At 50.7% G+C, this 13,901-nt stretch carries 19 protein-coding genes; 1 reads left to right on the plus strand and 18 read right to left on the minus strand.

All coding sequences use genetic code 11. The features are described 5' to 3' along the window. Positions 1-382 precede the first annotated feature (382 nt). From ACZ439_RS09725 to ACZ439_RS09750, 6 genes are all read right to left on the minus strand, one after another. A complete protein-coding gene (locus ACZ439_RS09725) occupies positions 383-691 on the minus strand; it encodes a type II toxin-antitoxin system RelE/ParE family toxin (protein ID WP_054795924.1) in 309 nt (102 codons plus the stop codon). After that, positions 684-944 (minus strand): type II toxin-antitoxin system Phd/YefM family antitoxin, encoded by a 261-nt coding sequence (locus tag ACZ439_RS09730; RefSeq protein WP_127608044.1) that lies wholly within the window; start codon positions 942-944, stop codon positions 684-686. The genes ACZ439_RS09725 and ACZ439_RS09730 overlap by 8 nt, the downstream gene beginning before the upstream one ends. Positions 945-1,104: 160 nt before the next feature. After that, positions 1,105-3,432: a VirB4-like conjugal transfer ATPase, CD1110 family gene (locus ACZ439_RS09735; RefSeq protein WP_127608045.1), complete on the minus strand. Its 2,328-nt coding sequence runs from the start codon at positions 3,430-3,432 to the stop codon at positions 1,105-1,107. Between the two features lie 5 nt (positions 3,433-3,437). Beyond that, positions 3,438-3,788: a PrgI family protein gene (locus ACZ439_RS09740; RefSeq protein WP_127608046.1), complete on the minus strand. Its 351-nt coding sequence runs from the start codon at positions 3,786-3,788 to the stop codon at positions 3,438-3,440. Next, the gene (locus ACZ439_RS09745; protein WP_127608047.1) at positions 3,772-4,143 is read right to left on the minus strand and encodes a hypothetical protein; all 372 of its coding nucleotides are present in this window, start codon (positions 4,141-4,143) and stop codon (positions 3,772-3,774) included. The genes ACZ439_RS09740 and ACZ439_RS09745 overlap by 17 nt, the downstream gene beginning before the upstream one ends. Before the next feature lie 16 nt (positions 4,144-4,159). Further along, on the minus strand, positions 4,160-4,348 hold the full coding sequence (locus tag ACZ439_RS09750) for a hypothetical protein (protein WP_054795922.1): 189 nt from the start codon (positions 4,346-4,348) through the stop codon (positions 4,160-4,162). A gap of 157 nt (positions 4,349-4,505) precedes the next feature. Between ACZ439_RS09750 and ACZ439_RS09755 the strand changes: the two genes are divergently transcribed. Beyond that, the gene (locus ACZ439_RS09755) at positions 4,506-4,838 is read left to right on the plus strand and encodes a helix-turn-helix domain-containing protein (RefSeq protein WP_127608048.1); all 333 of its coding nucleotides are present in this window, start codon (positions 4,506-4,508) and stop codon (positions 4,836-4,838) included. Positions 4,839-4,845: 7 nt separating this feature from the next. On the opposite strand, the gene ACZ439_RS09760 is transcribed toward ACZ439_RS09755, so the two are convergent. From ACZ439_RS09760 to ACZ439_RS09815, 12 genes are all read right to left on the minus strand, one after another. Continuing rightward, complete coding sequence (locus tag ACZ439_RS09760; protein WP_127608049.1) at positions 4,846-5,685, minus strand: VirB6/TrbL-like conjugal transfer protein, CD1112 family; 840 nt, start codon at positions 5,683-5,685, stop codon at positions 4,846-4,848. 59 nt (positions 5,686-5,744) lie between these two features. Then, positions 5,745-6,044, minus strand: a complete 300-nt coding sequence (locus ACZ439_RS09765; protein WP_430016623.1) for a glutamyl-tRNA amidotransferase — start codon at positions 6,042-6,044, stop codon at positions 5,745-5,747. Beyond that, complete coding sequence (locus tag ACZ439_RS09770) at positions 6,041-7,816, minus strand: VirD4-like conjugal transfer protein, CD1115 family (protein ID WP_054798835.1); 1,776 nt, start codon at positions 7,814-7,816, stop codon at positions 6,041-6,043. Before ACZ439_RS09770 ends, ACZ439_RS09765 begins: the two co-directional genes overlap by 4 nt. Beyond that, entirely contained in the window at positions 7,803-7,994 is a 192-nt protein-coding gene (locus ACZ439_RS09775) for a hypothetical protein (protein WP_054795919.1), read from the minus strand. Before ACZ439_RS09775 ends, ACZ439_RS09770 begins: the two co-directional genes overlap by 14 nt. Before the next feature lie 15 nt (positions 7,995-8,009). Next, entirely contained in the window at positions 8,010-8,903 is an 894-nt protein-coding gene (locus ACZ439_RS09780; protein ID WP_127608051.1) for a hypothetical protein, read from the minus strand. After that, complete coding sequence (locus ACZ439_RS09785) at positions 8,900-9,862, minus strand: PcfB family protein (protein WP_236595683.1); 963 nt, start codon at positions 9,860-9,862, stop codon at positions 8,900-8,902. The genes ACZ439_RS09780 and ACZ439_RS09785 overlap by 4 nt, the downstream gene beginning before the upstream one ends. Continuing rightward, complete coding sequence (locus ACZ439_RS09790; RefSeq protein ID WP_127608052.1) at positions 9,774-11,195, minus strand: relaxase/mobilization nuclease domain-containing protein; 1,422 nt, start codon at positions 11,193-11,195, stop codon at positions 9,774-9,776. The genes ACZ439_RS09785 and ACZ439_RS09790 overlap by 89 nt, the downstream gene beginning before the upstream one ends. 13 nt (positions 11,196-11,208) lie before the next feature. Further along, a complete protein-coding gene (locus tag ACZ439_RS09795) occupies positions 11,209-11,574 on the minus strand; it encodes a MobC family plasmid mobilization relaxosome protein (RefSeq protein WP_127608053.1) in 366 nt (121 codons plus the stop codon). A 283-nt stretch (positions 11,575-11,857) separates the two neighbouring features. Next, positions 11,858-12,175, minus strand: coding sequence for a type II toxin-antitoxin system RelE/ParE family toxin (locus tag ACZ439_RS09800; protein WP_127608054.1), 318 nt, complete (start codon positions 12,173-12,175; stop codon positions 11,858-11,860). Next, positions 12,153-12,443, minus strand: a complete 291-nt coding sequence (locus ACZ439_RS09805; protein WP_054795918.1) for a type II toxin-antitoxin system Phd/YefM family antitoxin — start codon at positions 12,441-12,443, stop codon at positions 12,153-12,155. The genes ACZ439_RS09800 and ACZ439_RS09805 overlap by 23 nt, the downstream gene beginning before the upstream one ends. A gap of 164 nt (positions 12,444-12,607) precedes the next feature. Continuing rightward, positions 12,608-13,558 carry a DUF3991 and TOPRIM domain-containing protein gene (locus ACZ439_RS09810; RefSeq protein WP_054798837.1) on the minus strand — a complete coding sequence of 317 codons (951 nt, stop codon included), beginning with the start codon at positions 13,556-13,558 and terminating at the stop codon, positions 12,608-12,610. A 49-nt stretch (positions 13,559-13,607) separates the two neighbouring features. Next, a complete protein-coding gene (locus tag ACZ439_RS09815; RefSeq protein WP_054795917.1) occupies positions 13,608-13,892 on the minus strand; it encodes a hypothetical protein in 285 nt (94 codons plus the stop codon). Positions 13,893-13,901: the final 9 nt, after the last annotated feature.

The raw sequence follows: 13,901 nt of genomic DNA on the forward strand, positions 1-13,901 counted from the left end.
AGAAGAAATTTTCAAAACTTGCCGGGGAAAAAGCGCACGTGCCTAGTAACGACACCGTTGCATAATGTATGATAAGCATGATGGAGAGATCCGTGTATAGCGAGGTTTGCGAAGACTTTGAACGAGAACTGAACTCCCAAAAAGTTGACCATTTATCTGTGCCTATATAGGAATGTGTTACCCCTAGCCGTTGGCCAGGGGTTATTCTACATTGGTATGTTGTTCCTAATTATTTGCTTCTTCCATCTATCTCGATCTTTATAGAATGATTCAGTTGAAAAATCTCTTATTTCGTATTTCCTTGGTAACTGCATTGTTATTTATATATAAAGCATAGAAAAAAGCAACCTAGATAAGAGTTGCTTTCGATTATATTATGTTTCTATATTAATTTATTATAGTCTTGTGCTCCATAAAAGAAGCGTAAAATAACTACCTTTTCTGCGCCTTCGTCCACTTTATAGACAAGAATATAATTCTTTATAACCGCCTTTCGATAACCTTCCTTCTCCAATCGATTATCTTGACACTTAGGATACATTACAGGGTTATTTCTTAGATGAGCATAACACTTATCAACCTCGTCAAGGAAATCAGAAGCAGCTGTTGGATTTGCCAGCTGAACTGCAATGTATGAAACAATATTATCTAAATCCTGATGAGCAAGTTCTGTGACAATCAATCTATACATCGTATTTTTCTCTTATGCTTTTTAATGAAGATTCGCCATCAAGAACTTTTTCTTCCGCCAATTGTTTTTCAGCTGCATTCAGCTTTTCGTAGACATCAAGCATAAACATCTTTTCCTCATACGTTTTCATGCTCATGAGAACCATGTCTCCATATCCGTTCTTGGTAATAAAAATAGGCTCATCAGATTCTTGACACATTTGAGAAATTTCACTCGTATTTTTCAAATCGCGAATTGGGATTATTTTAGGCATAACATCCAGCTCCTTTTCGTGGCCTTATTGTACCATAAATATCCCCTACATTCAATGATCTTACTAATCATCTTATTAATCATCCCTACTATCTGTCACCATCTTTATAAAATAGTAAGCGGATGGATCTAATGGCGACCAACCGCTTACTGCTGTTTTGTTATCCCTCCCCGGGCTTTGTCGTCATTAGGCGATACAGTTTCGTATTCCGCGGGAATTTGTCGGTAAATGGAACAAGGGAACTGCCTACCTTCATAAGTCCATTTCCGGCGTCTACATTCGTGATGTATGAGAGTTGCAGGTCTGAAATATTAAGCAACTCGGCAAGCTCCATCCGATCGGTGCTGGCCTGATTCAACATGACGATAAATTCACTATTTGCTAACATGGTACGTGCCGTATGGCTTTGCAGCAAATCGTCCACGTTTTGCGTAATTCCCGTACAAAAGGCGCCATACTTTCGGACACGCTTCCAAAGCGTGAAAAGAAAGTTGGCGCTATATTCATGCTGGAACAACAGATAAATCTCGTCGATAATGATAAACGTATTTTTTCCCTTTGCCCGGTTTTGTGTAATCCGATTCAGGATACTATCCAGTACGACTAACATGCCAATCGGGAGCAGCTGCTTTCCCAAGTCAAGAATATCATAGCAAATGAGCCGGTTATAGACATTAACATTAGTAGGCTTTGCGAACGTATTCAGACTGCCGGAAGTAAACAACTCAATCGCCAGAGCAATGTCTTGCGCTTCTGGTTCAGATTGCTTGAGCAGTTCAGCGTGAAAATGTTGCAAAGTAGGCGGGTCGCCTTTGAAATTGCTTTGCAAATAAGTTCGATACACTTTTGCGGTGCAGCGGTCGATCAACGACTTCTCCTTTGCGCCAAGGGGATAGCCGCCCATCAGTTGTTCGCACAGCGACAGAACAAACTCCGACTTGAGGATGATTGGATTGGCCCCGTCGCCGTACTGCCGATTGATATCCATGGCATTAATATGATTCGGCGAGGTTGCGGAAATATGGACCGTTTCGCCGCCCAGTGCTTCCACCAGCGCAGAATATTCACGCTCAGGGTCAATCAGGATCACGTCGTCATCGCCTGCTAGCACCAGATTGACTATCTCACGCTTTGCCGTAAAACTTTTACCTGAGCCGGATACCCCCAGAATGAAACTGTTCCCGTTTAACAGTTGCTTGCGGTTGGCCATAATCATATTCTTACTGATGACATTTTGGCCGTAATACATACCGCCGGGATGGATGACCTCCTGTGCCCGGAATGGAATGAAAACGGCAGTGCTTTCCGTCGTCAAAGTTCGCAACGCATGTACCTTGCGCAATCCATACGGAAGCACCGTATTGAGTCCGTCCATTTGCTGAAAGGTCAGCGGTGCTAACTGGCATAGATGCTTGCGAGCAGTTGTCAACAGGGCTTCGGTATCGTTGTCCAACTGCTCCTTGCTCTCCGCAATATGCACCATTGTCAGCAGTCCGAACATCATGCGCTGGTCGCGTGTCGTCAGATCGTCCAGAAACTCCTTGCTTTCCTTGCGTTGTTGCTCCATATCATAAGGAACAACGGCAGAGAAATTATTATTGTTGTTTTGCCGCCGCTGCCAATTCGTTATATTCGTCTCCACGCCGAGCAGCCGGTTTTCCACTTCGCGGACGGCCTCATCGGTCGGAATCGGTATCACATCAAGAGATAGCAGCAAGTTCCGGTTTAGGTCGCATAATTCAGCCACCATGCTGTCCTTGATGTAGCTCGCGTATTCCCGTAGAAAAACGACACGGCCAAAGTAGCGTCCCATCCGAAAGTAATCCCGTTCGAACTCAAACGTATCCGGACTGATGTAATCCTTGAAGTCATGTCCCTTGCGCATGGTAGCGGACAAGTCAAAGTGATAGTCAGCCTCCTCGCCAATTCGAAAAAAATCATGGAGCATGCGCAGGCGATCTATCGCATCCAGTTCCACGCATGCGGAACCAAGACGCGAGAAATGCGCCATCAGTTCCGAACCGATTCTGGCGAAATACTGACGGGCATCCTCCACATTTCTTTTGACCACAGATACCGTAATATATTTTTCCTGAAAAGTGCCGTTTGCGCCCATCGCCTTGTCGAGCAACATCTGGTTGTATTCCTCGCGGTATCCATCAAGTCCGTCCTGACGATGGGGGATCAGCAAGGTGTCTTCCACGTCCAGCCGATTTAAACGTCGGTTATGAATCGTGATTTTCGTCGTCGCGCCGCTATCGAGAGAATTAAGCAGTTCGCAATAGGCTAGGAACATTGCTTCCTTGTCTTCTCTGGAGGCGACAGCGTAGTTCATGTCTTCAAATCGGTACGACTTAGAAAACTTGTTGCCCACAAAAAAAATCCCATCCGGCCAGATGGCACGAATCGGGATGACTTGCTGGACACCCTTCGGAATGGCGAACCGTTCCTTGTCTTGCTTGATAATTCGTTTAAGCGTTTTAATCACGAGCTTCACTCTCCTTGCTCACGCTGCTGGACATACTTATGCAGCACCTCGTAGTAAATGTTCGTCGCGCGATAAACCAGCCGTTTGGGCATGAGAAATTCGGATTTTACATACGTCCACAGAAGCTGCTCTGCCGTCATGCCGTGGTAGTGAATAAACCCGAGCGCGGCGCAGGGGGCGGCTCCCAGAATGCACATCCAACTGAGCGTCTCCACGCCGAAGCGGTCTCGCAAAGCAAAGTACAAGCCAATTGCCACCAGAACGGCCAATACTGAAAAAAAGAACTGCCGCAAGGACAGTCCAAAAAACAAGCTCTCGGTATATTCCCGGATTTCCCGGTTAATTTTGACTTCCATGTGTAGGACCTCCCGAATCTGCCGCCCGTGCATCGGGCTGGCGACTATCTATGTTGGCGAAGCCCTGCTCATCGAACGGATGAAGATGACTCGATAACGCGGACGCAAGCTGTATGCCATCTTTCAGACCTTGCAGATATAGCCATTCATTCATAATTGCTTGCTTGAGGTGCTGACAATCTTCCCAACCCGCAAATTCCGGCATGCGCCCGATGTCCATGCCCGCGAATAAGCGTTCAAATGCTTTTCTTTCGTTTTCCCGAATGCGGCTAAGTTCGGAGTGATTTTCAATAAGATCGGATACATTGTCTAGCCGTTTTTGAATCGCTTCTCTGAACCATGGCGGAAATTTCATCGTTTGCCCACACCTCTCATCTACCATGTCTCCGATGCCGTTTGCGTCGGGTACGCTCATAACGAACGAGCAATTCATCCACTTTGCGACTTTGCTCCTGCAATTCCTGGTTGTCGGATAATCGAATGGATTGCTTCAATGACTGCTCGCCTAGCTTGTTCAGCTCCTGTCGTTCTTTCTCCAATTTACGCAATAGATTGCTCATTCTTCCACCGCCTTGTTTTCAGATGGGCTACCGATTAACATATCTGGATATGAGTTTTTAGCCCCCCCTGATAGTAATTTCAAAACTCATGTAAGTCAATTCTGTGCTTGTCCATAATAGGAACTATGAACTCCTATTCGGAAAGAGATGACAAGCGATGCACGTTTACGATAAAAAAATAGTAGGCCAGCGGATACGCAAACGGAGAGAAGCATGGGGCATGTCACGCGAGCAACTGGCCGAGCAGATCGGGCGTGTTCCCCGGTTTTGCGCGGACATTGAGCGGGGGAAAGCCGGCATGTCGATAGAAACGATGCTCAGCATCTGTCATGTGCTGAAACTGTCTCCGAATGATTTGCTGCTACAAAACGTTTACGCTGAACCTTCCAATGAAATTGAGCTGATTATGGCCGCGCTCCAGCAATGCACAGACAAACAGCGCAAAGACTCGCTGGCGCTGCTGAAGCTGTTTCTGACCGCCATCCAATAATTCCCGCCTATAAACCCATCATCTCCCGAACGACCCGGTCGGCCATCTTCACCGTGCCGACCAAGACCAGCATGTTAAAAATGAGTTCTCCGATGTACGTCCATACCATCGTGACCGCGCCAGAGCCAGCTTCGACAGCCGGGGGCGCGCTGGCAAACGCCGCGTAGATGATGCACGCCAGCACGATGATCGCCCCTTCCATACAGGCGGCTGCATATCCTTTCAAAAATGATTTGCCGATACTCTGGCTCGGCTCGCCAGCGAATGAGGCGAGCGGAACCGGAGCAATCGCTGTATACAGATAAATCCGAAAAAAACGCCCGTACACAGAAAGAATCATGATGAAGGACAGAACGGTAATAAACAGGCTGCCCAGCAAAGAGACGACCCAGAGTGGTATGCTTTGCCAAAACCCGACATCTTCGATCGCCTGGGTAATCGTGTCCGGCAGCGACATGCCATCCACCGCACCAAACCCCGAACGGGACATCATCGTCGAGATGATGCCCTGCACAATCGTAAACAGAGCCATCATCAGTTCCAAACCATAGGTGACAACTGCCTTGGCCAGCACAAATCGGACAAATAACTTGACCGCCAGCTCCGGCCGCTTCAGTTCGGCAAAATTACCCGCTGTTTTCATCACACCGACGACAAAAAATAAAACCAGCAGCGCCAGTCCCGTTGCCTGTAACGCGCCGTGAATATCCGTGATGATGCGCCAAATGGTGCCCCCCTTGAAATCGACTGGTGACTGGGTAACAAGGTGCCAGATTTCATTCATTTTCTGCTCCCAGGTATCTAGAGCATTCTCCAAATTATCTGCAATCCAACTGTTTTTCGACATACGCTCACCCTTCTGTCGAGGGAGGAACGGGCGTCGGCTCATTCCTCATCCTCCATGGCTTAACCTGTGATCAGGTCCAAAATCTCTTTGGTAAACGTGATGATGACGCCCCCGGCCAAGGTTAAAAAACCATTCGCTCGCTGCGAAGGGTCATGCGACTTGAGCGACAAGCCGATCTGCACAACGCCAAACCCCAAAATAATCATGCCGACCGCGCGAATCAACCCGAAGATAAAATTGGACAAGTTGTTGACTGTCGTCATCGGGTCGCTTTGGGCATAGGCGGTGGAAACTAGCATCGTCCCGAACAGCACCGTCATCATGTAGAAAGCAATCAGCCATTTCGTTTTACGTTTCAAACGCGATCCATCCCTTCATGTAAAAATAATGCCTCCAGTTCTTCCTCTGACAAAAGCTCATATTCACCGTTCTCATCCAATTGCACCGTCCTCCAATCGAGCGCATGCTCCGTACCGCCGTGCTGGTACGCCTGACCTGCGCCGTCTGTCGTCAGCGCGATATGAGGATGGCGCAGTACCTCGTATTTGTCATCAAGCACCGGTCGTTCCCCACGAATAAACAGCAGCGCATAACGATTATCAAGGAGTCGCACTTCATCAGGGGTAAGCAATTCCCGGCCAGACTGCTGGTAGTTGATGGAATAGCTGCCGCTGCGTCCTTTACTTTGGCCGTAGGTGTTCGTATCAATAGTTTCTTTGCCAAGTAGCTCCGACACATACTTGTGCGTGGATTGTTCATTGCCGCCCAGATACAGGAACAGATCGCAGTTGCCGACGATGGATTCCCATGCGTCCTTGTACAACACTTTAAGCTGTGCCAAGTTTTGCAAAATGATAGACACCGATATTTCCCGACTGCGGATCGTTGAGAGCAGCTTGTCGAACTCATCGGGCAGGGCGACATTCGCGAACTCGTCCATGACAAAATGCACATGCACTGGTAGACGGCCGCCGTAACGGTAGTCCGCTTCGTACATGAGGCATTGAAAAAGCTGCGTGTACAGCATGCCCACGATAAAATTGAAACTGCTGTCGTTGTCGGGGATGACGGCAAATAGCGCCGTCTTCCGGGTGCCGATACGTGGCAAGTCCATTTCATCGACCAGGCTCATTCCGGCAATGCTGTGCAAATTGAATTTTTCCAATCGCACGCCAAGTCCGATCAGAATGGATTTGGCTGTCTTGCCCGCAGCCAGCTTGAAGATGTTGTATTGCTTGACGGCGAGATGTTCCGGGTCGCGCATGGCAAGCCGCTCGAACAATTCATCTAGCGGGCTTTGGTACGTTTCGTCTTCTTCCCGAACCTCGGCAGCAGCAATCATTTCCATAATCATCGGGAAGTTCTGCTCCTCCGGCGGCGCTTCATAGAGCAAGTACAGCATGAGCGCTTCCAGCAAGGCGGTTTCAGAACGTTCCCAAAAGGGATCGTTCGTATTGCTGTTTTTGGGCGTCGTGTTGCGAATCAGATTGGTGACCAGCTTTAGCACATCCTTATCATCCTGCAAATAGGAGAAAGCGTTATAGCCGTGGGAACGGTGCGGATGAATCAAATCCAACACTTTAATGTCATACCCTTTCGTCTGAAGCAAATGACCGGTGTCACGCAATATTTCGCCTTTCGGATCAAGTACGACATATGAGGTGTGCGCCTGCATCACGTTCGGCTTCGCATAAAACCGCGTTTTGCCGGAACCGGAACCCCCTACGACGAGAACATTCAGATTACGGCGGTGCTTGCGTCCATCTAGACCGATGCGCACGTGCTGCGTCAATATTTTGTTTTGCTCCGCTTGCTTGCTCTGGTATTTGGCGTTGATCGGTTTCGCCTTGCCCCACTTGGCGCTGCCATGTTCTTCGCGGCGACGATAATTACGCGGCGAAGCCAGATACGCGCCAACCGCCAGCCCATAAGCCAGCGTACAGACGAGCAGGCTTCGGATTGAATCCTCAACCCACTGGAGTTGAAAGGGATTCGCCTCGCTTAGATGAAGCAGGATTGCAGGCAATCCCCCAGATAACGCCGGGGCGACGAGCAGCGCCACCCATATGACGGGAATAAAAAAAACCGCAACGAGTACAAGTTGACTCCTTGCGGCTTTAGCGCGTTTCATGGCGACTCCGGCGTTTCATTCTTTGATAGGGCGCATCCAACGTTTTCAGTAGCAGATCGTCCACCGCATCGGTCGGCCGCCGCTCGCCTATCAAGTCATTACGCAGCTTATTCAACGCGTTGATGACAATGCCATGCTCGTAGTGGTCGAGACTGAGTATGCGTTCTTCCGTTTTCATGGTTCCTCACGCTCCTTAGCGGGTAGGATCGGTTCGACCTGGTTGCGAAGGTTGCCGCTGCGGGTTCAGTATGCGGTGCATACGCCGGGAAATCGTATGCGAAGCTTCTTTCATCGTCGTCAATTCCGCACGAATCGGCTGCGGCTCCATGTCTTTGAACCGTTCTGCCACCCGGTCAAACCGGAACGCGGTCGTTTCAACTCCAGCCTGCTTGCAAAGGATATAGGCAACACTGTAGGCATGAAACTGATATTCTGATCGGCTGTAGCGACTATCGCCGCGATCCATTTCCGCATGCGCCAGTTCCTGCGCCAGTGCGCGGAAGATGTCTCCAGCTGCCAGCCCGCGGCGGATGACAATGTTGCGCACATCCGGTTGGTAGAGCGCATGCACATCCGCAGGAAGCGCATCGCTGATTGTGATCGGTACTGGCGCACGATCCATGAGCGCCTTGATGCGGGTGCGATCATCCGGGTAGACCGGTTGATCCGGTTTCTTTGCAGTGGTTTGGGCTATATCGAACATCTTCTTCGGGTTGTAGCTGGTCGCGGTGCTTCCATCTTCCCGCCGGTATTCCTCGCCCGGTTCCAAAATATAAAAACCGGTTTCCTTGCGGCGGATCGATACGCCTTGTTCCTTCCAACCCTCGAAATCCGCTATGCGTGTCGCTTCCGGGCGTTGTGCTAAAATCAGCAGCGCATTGGAGACACTGTAACGGTCAAAACGGCTTTGCACATCCAGATAACGCTGAAACTGTTCTCCATTTTGAACAATCGTCATCGTCGTCGTATCAATCGTGTCGTAAGTCCACTGCCGCTGTTCCTGTTTTTGGTGAACCCACGCTTCCTTGTCAAACGACTGCTCTCGCTGGATGGAAGGAGTAGAGAATAATTCGTCCAGTTCGTTCATTTGGATTTCCCTCGCTTTCGATTCCGGGTAGTGGGCGTTGGCGTTTTGTCGCCCGATGTTGCCTTGCCACGATCCCTGCGTTTAGGCAAAGACGGCTCACGCTCCATTTGCCGCCGTCTTTTCTCCGCTTCGCGATTTTCTTCACGAATTTCACGCAACAGTTGACGGATCGACACCTTTTCCTGCGCCGGTTTACGATCAGTCGAATCCCTTACGTTGTCGACGCTGTGCCCGGAGATAGGCACGGACGGAATGGCCGGTTCCATCGTTCTTCCCTCCTGCATCGGGGGAGAGGGCAGCGGTGTCTGCTGCTGCACTCGTTCGTCGGCCGAAGGTGCGGCTGCCGGGGGAGTCGGTTCCGGAGGCGCGGCTTCCGGTTGCTGGCTTGCTGCCCGAACCTCCTCCGGCTGTTCGGTCTTTCCCAGCAGTTCGTCCAAAAAATCTTCTCGAACTTCCTCCGTGACAGATGGCGGACTCCCTTCCCGCTCAGGCGCTTCGCCGTTTAACTCCGGCGTTTGCGCAGTTTGGCTCTCGTCCGGCTGCTTTTCGCTGCGGGTATTTGCAATTTCTTGTTTGATGCTGGCCGTGTCTACCGTCGCCAGTTTGAAGCGCTCGACGATCCGGTTGATCTTGGACGCATCTTCGGCACGCACCATCACATCGCAAAGCCCGTCCACGTTCTTTTTGTCGCGTAGCGCGCAATATAGCACACCGTACCGCTTGGCCTCCTTACAAAAAGTCGGGAGATCCTCGGTTTTCACGGCAAACACCTTGAGTTCCTTGCCGCTGCGGAGCAAACTTTCCAAACGGATGCGCCCTTTTGTCCGTTTCTGTCCCTGCAAGGCGGCGAACAAATACACCGCCAAATGCTTAGCGCCTTCCCCGGAAATTTTGGCCACCATCTCGATGCCCCGCAGACTCATGCTGACGACTTGATCGGCCGCTTCGTTTCCGCTCATCGGCGTTCATCTCCTTTCGTATGTGATGTTCGGGTTCACGTTCACGCAATAAATGGACCATCCCCTCCGAACGGGCGAGAATACCCGTGCAAAGCTTCACCTCCTTTCGCAGTTTCGCAAGCTGCCGGGTCGCCTCGGCAATTTGTCTTTTGATTGCCTCACGCTGCTCCGGCTGCTTACAACGGCGCAGCCGGTTGTACAATGCCTTGCGCGCGCTGTACCCTTGTTTCATTTCCTCCTGAAGCCCGGTGAGATTTGCGAGTAGCTCATCCTTCGTGGTGATGCGGCGGCGACACAGCAGTCTTGTCTGCTCGGTGATGACCGTCAAGTGGCGCAAGTCTTGACGCAACAAAAAATGCGTCCTTCGCGGGGACGCACGTTGACGGGGCAGGATGCCCATTTCATATAAATAGCGTAGGTACAACGCCTGCAAGCCGCTGAATTTACGTCCAGCCCTCCAAACTCCACGAACCCTGACAACTCGCTTTCGGCGCGGTAGCGGAAGTGAGGGCTGGCGCTTCGGCATGTGGTTTTGCAAGATGCGCTCCTTTAACGCTTCCTCCGTATATTCGTATCCCAAACTGCGCAAGCGGACGAAGCGCTCCTTGCCGGGCGGACGCACTGCCAGATGTTTCACATTGGTTTTGATCGCATACCCTTGTTTTTGCAGAGCGGCGAAAAACTGGGTCATTGTCATGGAAGCTGCGATGGCGGTGTCGATGTCCTCACGAATCAATCCCCGCCAAGTTGGTTTGTTTTCGCGTTCCGCCTGCCACTCCCCATAGTGCTTAGCTTTACCTGGTTCGGGATGTTCAATGACCGACAGCGCATGCTCCCGGCAAAGCCGGTCGGACGTGTGCCGCAGCAAAGCGTAGGAAGCTTTGTTGTCGTAGTACCGCTTGCCATCTACAAAAGAAACAGCATTCAACACAAAATGATTGTGCAAATGTCCCTTGTCCAGATGGGTTGCTACGACGACTTCAAAGCGTTCTCCCCATAGTTCTTGCGCCAGCCTAACCCCGATGGCATGGGCAATTTCCGGCGTCGTTTCGCCCGGCGCGAACGACTGATATCCGTGAAACGCGACAATGCCATCCGTTTTTTGAAATTGTCGCTTGGTGCGCTGCATTTGCTCATAAGCGGTGAGCGGGTCGCAGTTGATGCCGCTCACGTACAGTTGCCTCTCCGTTTTCGCATCCGCTGTCGCATAGCCAAGCGCCTGCTGCAAGCTATCTGGTTCGGCGCGATCTTGTGTCGTTTTGTCGGGATTTCGAGCGTAGTCCAGTACGCGCTTCAAACGGTCAGTCACATCCCAGATCGCGGTCGTTGCCATTTGTCATGCCCCCTTACGGCGGATGTCCGCTTGTATGCATCGAAGGTAGTTCGCTTCTTCGCTCCGGTTCGGTTACCGCCTGTTGAATGTGCTGAACAGCACGGCGCAAGTGATCGGCTTCCTCCTGAAAGGCAGCTCTTTCCAGACGACCGGTCGTATGTGCCTTCACAGCCAGTTGATTCAGATTATTGCCTATGGCGTGCAGCTCACGAATCATCGCGTAGTAGTCCAGTGGCGGCAGCTGCTTCGGTACATATCCATTAATGAGCGCTCGGATGTACGCCTCCCGAGAAAGTCCTGTTTTTTCCACTTCTCTAGTAAGGCGAGCATGTTCGCTTTCACTCAGGCGAAGCAGAAATGATATCGAACGTTTCCTCATCGACCATCACCCCTTTCCATAAATGTCTCCTTGAAGCAGAACGCTGCCGCGATGAACAACCAGTTTGAACACGATTCGATCATCGAAACGATAGCATCGCGATGATGGGGTCTTAGGGGCTGCGCCCCTAACAAGCGAATTTGGATATCCAAATTCAGTGCTTGCTGCAACGCAAGACATTCGTCTCGCGTTGCCATCAAACCGCCTGCCGGGAACAAGAGAGGACCCCAAAAACACAAAAAAGACGCCGATCCGCTCGGGCGTCTTCCGCAATACTTTTTTGTTATCGCACCAACCAGCGGTAATCCTGGCGGCAGTCTACAATGAAATCGACATACACGATTTCATCCTGAATTTGATACAGCACCAGATACCATTTATCTACGAACATTTTGTGATACTTGTTGGACGGGATAAATTCCGCTTCCAGAAAAGGATACCGTTCCGGCATTTGCGCCAAGGAACGTATCGATTGTAGCAATTCGTTTTTCGTTTTCCGCGCCGCATCCGGACTTTTTTCCGCAAGAAACCGCACATGAGTCGCCAGCATTTGGCGGGCGCGATCGGAGACGATGATCTTATAACGGGGCATCTTTTCCATGCTGAACCTCGTCAATAATGCCCTCCAGGTAATCGTCCAGTTCATCCGGCGTCATACCAACACGGCCCGCCAAACGATCCTCTTGCACAGCGAGCAGTTCTTCGCGCAGCTTCAACATCTTCTCGCGACGGGAGAACGTCTCAATGTCCATCACGACGAGATCGCCTTCACCGTTCTTGGTCAGATACACCGGTTCCCCGGAAGATTTGCATAGATCGGCGATTTCATTATAGTTTTGCCGGATACTGGCGGAAGGCTTGATAATCATCTTGGTCACTCCTTGCATAGCTGTATATTGATTTTATTATACCTATTACATGCTATACAATCAATGCGATTGCGCTTATCCCCAATCTATTCACATCTTATCCACATACCATAAGTTTTTATCGTATCCCCGCAAAAAAAGCGTTGACCGTTCAGCGTCTACCGCTATCGGGACGGTTCACCGCGTCTTCGCCGGAATTCCATCAAATCGTTGTTTACATCCTTTCCGAACTTGGGCGGCTCATCGGATATGAGAAGGGCGAGGGAGAAGAGCCTCTGTATCGTGGCTGCCGCCAATCGCCCCGGCTCATCATTGTCCAGGTGCAGTACAAGTCGATTCACCTTGGGAAAGCACTGCAAGTAATGCGTTAGGGCAGACGGGGGAGTAGGGTCCTCCCCATTTGTCCTGGGCCTGTATATGCCGGCCAGCGACAGCTTATTTGCCTGCCGCCAATCCCGGCCGGCGAGATGTTCCAGCGTACAGTAAGATAAAAGATCAATGGCGCTCTCAAACAGATGCAGTTCCGTACAGTTTCCCGAGGCCGGAATGGAAAACGAATACCGCTTGTCGCTGCCGGCGGCTTCCCCCATATAACGGGTGCTTGTCGTACCGCGTATCGCCGCATAGCGCGGCGTCCCTCCCTGGTCAAATCCGACGAATACCGCGTTATGGTAACGGCGGCTTTCATACAAACGCCCCGTTTCGAGACAGTAGTCGATCACCGGGCGGTGGATGCCTCGTTTGCTCAAATAAGCGATGACGCGATGAGAGTTTTCATACGGTTCTGGAAGCTCAAACCGCGCTGGAGAAGAGCGTTGTTGCAAAGATTGCGAAAATGCAGGTGCGCTGCCCGGATGAACGCCTTCAATTTGCAGCACCGCATCGGGAAAAGACATGCCGCGCACTTTGATCAAGTAGTCCAGCGCCGAGCGCCCGCCGATCCCCCTTGACCACCAGTACCATTTGCCGTTGGAGATTTTCAAGCTGTCATGTGTACGGGTGGTGTAGACATTGCGGGAGCAACGTATCAGTTCCGCAGGCTCGTACATTTGCAAATACGTGAGCAGATCCAGTCTTTTTGCACGTTCGATTTGTTCCTTGTTTACGTAGATCATTGCCGCGGCTCCTTCTGGAAATCCTGGCAGCGTCCGAAGGGTATATGGTTCATCGTGCCCTACCCCTCTTTTTGGGGTACAGATAAGCTCTGCCTTCCTGCAACTTCGTAACACCTTTCTTTTTCATGAATGCGTCTAAATCGCCTTCATAAACTTGACTGGTCACCCCGTTTGAGTCGCGGATGTAATAATACGTATCGCCAAATCCGTTCTTCTCTTTGGAAATCAACTCCAATGACGGCACGGTTTCTCCCTCCTCGATCAAGTCGGTTCCGTAACAAAAAGGCGGCAGAATCGGACAAAAGCATCCGCCGCTTGGGATGGCATACAACATGTTCATTCC

It is taken from the genome of Paenibacillus sp. JCM 9796 (genome assembly GCF_055379675.1).